Origin of the sequence: Rhodococcus sp. KRD162 (assembly GCF_017168335.1) — a bacterium.
In the GTDB taxonomy this organism is placed as follows: domain Bacteria; phylum Actinomycetota; class Actinomycetes; order Mycobacteriales; family Mycobacteriaceae; genus Rhodococcoides.
This window is the reverse complement of record NZ_JABFAU010000038.1, coordinates 1-6,311: the sequence shown is the minus strand read 5'-3', so window position 1 is coordinate 6,311 and position 6,311 is coordinate 1. Positions and strand designations below refer to the sequence as shown.

At 60.1% G+C, this 6,311-nt stretch carries 5 protein-coding genes; 3 read left to right on the top strand and 2 right to left on the bottom strand.

What is annotated here, in order from left to right; all coding sequences use genetic code 11:
* Positions 1 to 89: 89 nt before the first annotated feature.
* Positions 90 to 767, bottom strand: coding sequence for a hypothetical protein (locus tag J1M87_RS24925; RefSeq protein ID WP_241257446.1), 678 nt, complete (start codon positions 765 to 767; stop codon positions 90 to 92).
* Between the two features lie 1,155 nt (positions 768 to 1,922).
* Complete coding sequence (locus J1M87_RS24920; protein WP_198586390.1) at positions 1,923 to 2,387, bottom strand: helix-turn-helix domain-containing protein; 465 nt, start codon at positions 2,385 to 2,387, stop codon at positions 1,923 to 1,925.
* 327 nt (positions 2,388 to 2,714) lie between these two features.
* Here J1M87_RS24920 and J1M87_RS24915 point away from each other — a divergent pair, with 327 nt between their 5' ends.
* From J1M87_RS24915 to J1M87_RS24905, 3 genes are all read left to right on the top strand, one after another.
* Positions 2,715 to 3,215, top strand: coding sequence for a hypothetical protein (locus tag J1M87_RS24915; RefSeq protein ID WP_206492438.1), 501 nt, complete (start codon positions 2,715 to 2,717; stop codon positions 3,213 to 3,215).
* Positions 3,216 to 3,711: 496 nt separating this feature from the next.
* Entirely contained in the window at positions 3,712 to 5,232 is a 1,521-nt protein-coding gene (locus J1M87_RS24910) for a hypothetical protein (RefSeq protein WP_206492437.1), read from the top strand.
* Positions 5,229 to 5,489: a glutaredoxin family protein gene (locus J1M87_RS24905; protein ID WP_206492436.1), complete on the top strand. Its 261-nt coding sequence runs from the start codon at positions 5,229 to 5,231 to the stop codon at positions 5,487 to 5,489. The genes J1M87_RS24910 and J1M87_RS24905 overlap by 4 nt, the downstream gene beginning before the upstream one ends.
* Positions 5,490 to 6,311 lie beyond the last annotated feature (822 nt).

Genomic DNA, 6,311 nt, shown 5'->3' with positions numbered 1-6,311 from the left:
TGCCGGACTTTGGCGATGACCTGCTCGGGGGTGTGTCTGCGTGCCATGATTCGTGAATTTCCTCCTGTGTCCATTCTCGGACACGAAACTCACACAGACACTGGACTTCTACCTGGGGACCCAACCACGAGCTCTCGCTCTTGGAGTTTGAGCGTGAGGCCGTAGAGCGTGCGCTGGTTTCCGTCGTCGGTCAGACGTAGGCGGCATGAGGACCACATGTGGACGAAGTCTGTGCCGCCGGGACGGAGAGACCAGTAGCTCTGGATGAGCATGCCGTCTTCGCCGGTGAGGGCGTCGTAGTATCCGCCGACCATGCCCCAGGCGTCCTCGGGATTGAGCCAGGTGAAGAGGTATTGGACGTGACGTTCTTCTCCGGCTTCACGCCCGTCGCCGATCATGGACGGATCGTCGCCGCTGGTCCGGGTTGTCATTGCGGACATGTCCAGAACCCACACGTTGTAGGTCGGTCGGGGTTCCGGTTCGTTCTCGCCGATCCAGACGATCAGTGCGACCGGCGTTCCGTCGGACGCGTCGATCTGGTGACTTTCGACAATGAGTCCATCAACCTTCGGAACTTCTTTGCCTGCGAGAAGTGATCGGACAACGGCCTCTACGACCATCTCCCCCTTCTTGCCGAGGCCGAGTTGGCCAGCGCAGCGCGGGAGTGTCGTAGCAACTCGCTCGCCCCCGGCCGAGTGGATGAACACGTCTTTTCCGTAGGCCGTACCGATGATGTCGACAGCTAGCCACATTCCCTTGATCGCCATTCGGCCAGCATAAACTGCCTAAAATTTAACTACTCACCGGTACGTACTAAACCAACCACGCGGTGTGTGGCGGTGCTCACAAATTTTGCGGGAACCGCTTTGTCGGTATTTACTGGGCAACGACAGGGTTATGCCTTGTCGCAGCACCGGTCGGTGAGCGACTCCCCTCCGGAAGCAGCGACAGGGTTATGCCTTGTCGCAGCACCGGTCGGTGAGCGACTCCCCTCCGGAAGCAGAAGGCCCACATTTCGTGGGTCTGTTTCCGGTTGCCGAAAAATGGGGAGTTGTCAGATAGTGCCAGTTTCAAGCCACGACGCGGGGCGATACACACCCGCCGAAGCCAGTGCCGATGCAGGCGGGCGCATCGATGCCGCACCGATTCGCGCGACGATTCGCCGCCGCCCACCCCTGGGAAGAGACGCCCAGCGCCTTCGCGAGGTTCTAGGTGATGGCGCCCGGAAGAATCCCTCCGCTGCGTCCGATAGTGCCCATCACCTCGAAGGTTACGTCCGCGTCGGCCGCAAGCATCCGAGCGAGAAGTCCGACCGAACGTCGACCTTCAAGGAAATGTTCACCCTCACGTACACGCTTATCATCGCGGGCTTCTCTGGCGTTACATCCGCCTACGCACCTCAGCAACACGGTAAAGAGTTGGTAAAAAGCTGTGTTCTCATTCGTCAGTATCGTGCTCTAAGGTCTGTCACGACCGGACGAACAGGCGTCCTACCAGTGGTTTCGGTTTCAACTACAGCGGAGAGGGGTGACATGAAAATCGATCCGACACGGCGCACGCGACCTACATTTCTCTCACTCAGCTACCCCAGCTCGACAGTGAGCTTGGTCACAGCACCGGAGTTTGCGAGTAGCGACGGCGCTCTTCGCCACTCCCCCGGCCACCCCACCGACCACCAGCGGGAATCAAGCCAGGCAGCGAACGATCCGAGGCCCGTCACCCGCGCCCGCAGGAACAATCTCCGCGGAATAGGCGCTCGGATTAAGTCGTCGGCCTTCACAGGTTTCAACGGCGGCGCGGCATCATCACCGTGGCACGCAGCGGCTCATCGTCAGTCGATCGCCCGATCCGAGGTTTCCCCTGGAGATGACATCGAAGGCACAACGGGGACGAGTAGCGAAATGCCTAGCAGGACAATCAGTTCAGTAGCTGGAACGCGGCGGTCGCGCCCTCGCGCGTTCGCAGGAGGCCAGGAATTCGGCAGGTGCAATGCCGTAAATCTTGGCGATCGCGGTGGCCTGCTTCGGAGTTGGCAACCGCCCACCTCGCTCGATGTCACTGACAACAGTGGTTCGCACACCGATCATGGCACCGAGAGTTGGCTGAAGCAGCCCGAAGAGAGCACGCCAGTCAACCGGATACCGCTCATCACGCGGAACCTCGATGAGGGACTCCATCGGAACCTTGATTTCCAAGATCTCGGCAACGTCGAGCAGCTTGTCGATTTGCGGGACCGTGATGTCGCTTTCCCAGCGACGCAGGGTTGCGGCACTGACGCCGGAAAGTCGCGCCAACTCAGGGATGGTCATCCCCGGTTTTCCGCCGAACGCTTTGCGCGCCGCAGCCAAACGACTCCCTTGGAAGCCGCGCGTTACACGCCTGCTCACACGTCTCCCTGCATCCTGGTCGTTCCCAACTCTGGACATGATGCCCCACCTCCCGTAATCTGCTACTGAGTGAGCGAACTAAATGAGCGAAGTATATGCGAGTTTGTTGACATGGTGACGCCCGATGACAACCTCAAAAGCACTGGATCAGGAACGAAAGGAACCGAGATGACAACGAAGATGACGTGAAAACAGGCGTTCCCCTCAGCCTGCCAGGGCCAAGGGGAACTGACAGTCGGGTATAAAACCCGGCCAGTGTCGCGCGGGTGCCAGCCCAAACGCGACTTTTCTTCTTCACAGATGAACACCCTCAGCAAAGGAATGCTCATGTCCACTGTAGACAAGCGACGTCAGACTGCGCTCCCCCAACCGTCAAAAGGTTTGGGTCGAGTCCGCGAAGGTTGGACGCCCTGCGCTTACGACGTCCCCCTGTTCGATCTCAACCACGCGAGTTTCGCTGATGCTTGCTACGCGAAGTCACTGTGCCTCGGCCGCAACGGAGGCCCGGCGTGCCCGATGCTCGCACGGTGCAATGCGGAGATCGAGGCCGACAAGCCTCGCGATCAGATCAAGGGCGGACGCATCTTCTCGAGCCGCGGCGCCGAGCTGAAGAATGACCGCGCATTGCTCGGATACCTCAACCGTGTCGAAGCACAGCGCACTCTTCATGGCGACCCTGATGCCGATCCACTGGAGCTCGTGCAGGCCGGTGACTTCGATTCCGAGGTCAGTGAGCAGTTGAGCGCGGACCGTGAAACCTTGCGTTCGCTCGAGCGTGAAGTCGCTACGGCCAGCGGAGTGCAATTCACTCTGGATTTGGGCGCGTAAAGATGAAAAATGCGACTTTTTTCCGCCCGGCGCGGCGTTTTTGTGGGATTTCCCCGGTGTGGTGGGATGGAAACGCACCTCGAATAACCGAGGTGTCATTACAGAGAGGAATTGCCCGCGGATCTTAGTGACAACTAAATCCGCTTGAGAATTAGGAAAACCCCCGTGAGGGGGTTTCCGGGTTCGAGTCAGGTTGCAGCCTCACTCGAACAAGTTTTCAAGCTCCCAGGTCTTCTACTCACCACCGAGTGTCTTAGCCGGACGACGTGATGTGTAGGCGACCAGCAGAGGATTCGCACCCTCTGCGCGTTGCGAAAGCGAACTAAAGAGACCAGATGGTTTCTTTTGTCCTGTTGCTCGAACCGCTTGCCCTTCGGCAGGCGGGCCATTCCCATACGGAAAGTGAGCTATTAAGTTGTTCGATCTCGAGAGTAGACCAGATGTAGTCGATGATTCAACCCAAAGAAGGACTTTTCATCGCTCTACACCCCAAATCGTGTCCGAAATCGCTGATTTCGCACCCGAATGGCATTCCGCTCTCGACGCCGCCGATACAGCACTCACAGCCCTCCGTGACGCCACCGCACACCGCGGCGCTGTTCCTGTCATCTCCGACCGGCCTGCACCCAACGCACCGATTCACAGCATCCGCAGTTGGATCCTGAGCGTCCGCAAGGTCATCGCCCGCACCATCCCGCTCGTCATCACTGCTGCCGGACATCACGACGAACCCCACAAGCTCGCCGCCGACCTCACCGACGCCGCCGAGAGCATCACCACGTTGCACGCAATGAATCAGCAAGGCGGGCAACGCGGGACAACCTCATGGGCACTTCCGTCCGCCTCCTCCGGTGTCGTCCCCGTCTGGACGAACCGCCGCTCCTGGCTGGAACAGGCGCAGCACGCTGTAAACCTCCCCGAGGGCCGCGAGAGCTGCAAACGGCACCGAACGTGCCCGGAGGCTGTACTCAAGCACGCTGCCGTATATGCAACACATGCAGACGGACTCACCGGCCGCGGAGTCACAGTCAGCCGAGCAACGATCATGAAAGCCACCGGCATGTCCGAAGCTGTCGACAAGCGCGTACGACGGGTTCTGCGCGATCTGAGCCTGCTCTTCGATGCTGCTACCGGGAGAACCCTCACGACGGCCGAATACCTGGCTGCAATCCTTCATCACGGGTTCGCTCAATCACGAGCAGCGTCGACGATTCACCTGACCACTCCCCCGCACCTCGCACACATCACTGCAGCGCCACCGAAGCGGCATCGAGCGAAATCAGCAGCTCAGAACCGTGACCCCCTATCCTTGAAATCTCTTTCCCGTAGGGAAAGTTCTTTTAAGAAGAACTCACCTAACGCACGCGAGCGTGCGCGTGGGCAGGGGAAATCCCAAAAAACACGCAAGGAATCCAGGCCGTTGCACCTGCAGCGAGCAGCCGCGGAACTCCTCAATCGAGTGCCAGCCCTGCGCCGGGCCTCGCATATCGGCTCGATTTGCCAGGTCATCGCCTCAACCGGCATCGACACCACGACCTGGACGGGGCGTGACATCGCCAAGGCCCTCGATGAAGATTCCCAGCGTCGTGGCTGGATGTGGCCTTCATCGATCGACAATCCCTGCGCCCTGATGGCCTGGCGCCTGCGCCGAATCGACTGGAACGGCGTTTCCCCAAGCGCGGCAGCCGCCAAGGCCTCTGAAACGCTCCGTGAGGCACGAATTGCGTCCGACCAGGCTCGACACCTCGCCGAAGCGCAGCGAGCCTCTGAGGCCACGCGTAGGCAGCGGATGGCGGAGATTGCCGCCCTCCTGACCCCAAAGACACCCACAAATGCCCCGGCGAGATCGACCGTTGCCGCTGGCAGTGACACCAAGGAAGCGCGAACCACTCCCCCGAATCTTGCCGACGCGCGCGAAGCAGCCCGCGCAGCTGCACGCGCTGAAGTCGCCGCCCTACGTAAGCGCACCAACCCCGCAAGTTTCATCATCACCTCAACCGAAGGGATCCCCGCATGAACACGATCACGATCTACTCGACGCCGTCCTGCACGAAATGCAACGCGACCAAGAACAAGTTCGACGCGTTGGGCCTCGAGTACCAGGAAATTCTGTTCGAAGACGACCCCGAAGCGTTGGCGCGTTTCAAAAAAATGGGTTACTTGACTGCACCTGTTGTGGTTGCAGGAGAAGAAATTTGGTGCGACTTCCGCCTCGATCGCATCAAGGCGCTCGCTAAAGCAGCGAAGGAAGCGGAACTCTCCACAGTCAGCTAGATCTCTCACCAGCCCCTAACCGGCCCTACACTCCCCCTTTGGAATGTAGGGCCGGTCGTTTGTGTTCTGAGCCCCAACTTGGGGAGTTCGACCCCAGGGATGCGGCTGCCGTGGCCAGTGCGTCGACCACGTGAAATCCCGAACAGACCCATCCCGTTTACCGGGTAAACACCCGAGCGCGTACCGCCGGTAACCGGCGTGCCCGCTGGCCTGGCCACTCCGGGCTGCGCAAGCGGTCGTCTCGTTGACTCTGGACGTTTACCCGGTAAATACTGCCACTCCCTCATTTCGCGCCCGGCGCGCGTTTACCCGGTAAATGCCACCAGCTTCGGGCTGGTCTGCCCGCGGATGTTTACCCGGTAAACGTCGGAGGTTCCCGAGGCTCGTCTACGGACGGATGTTTACCCGGTAAACGCTCCAGCCGTCGGGCTCGCCTGTTGGCGGGTGTTTACCCGGTAAACGCTCCGGTCGTCCGGCCCGTCTGTCGGCGGGTGTTTACCCGGTAAACGTCGGAGGTTCCCGAGGCTCGTCTACGCACGGATGTTTACCCGGTAAATGCCGGAGGGTCTTCGAGGCTGTCCGCCGACGGGCGTTTACCCGGTAAACGTCGGAGGTTTCCGAGGCTCGTCTACGGACGGATGTCTACCCGGTAAACGTCGGAGAGTCTTCGAGGCTCGTCTACGCACGGATGTTTACCCGGTAAATGCCGGAGGGTCTTCGAGGCTGTCCGCCGACGGGCGTTTACCCGGTAAACGTCGGAGGTTTCCGAGGCTCGTCTACGCACGGATGTTTACCCGGTAAACGTCGGAGGTTCCTCGAGGC

Excerpts from the sequence above, each read along its gene's own strand:
- J1M87_RS24915 (WP_206492438.1), top strand. The coding sequence starts at position 2,715 with ATGTCCACTGTAGACAAGCGACGTCAGACTGCGCTCCCCCAACCGTCA.
- J1M87_RS24925 (WP_241257446.1), bottom strand. The coding sequence starts at position 767 with ATGGCGATCAAGGGAATGTGGCTAGCTGTCGACATCATCGGTACGGCC.
- J1M87_RS24905 (WP_206492436.1), top strand. The coding sequence starts at position 5,229 with ATGAACACGATCACGATCTACTCGACGCCGTCCTGCACGAAATGCAAC.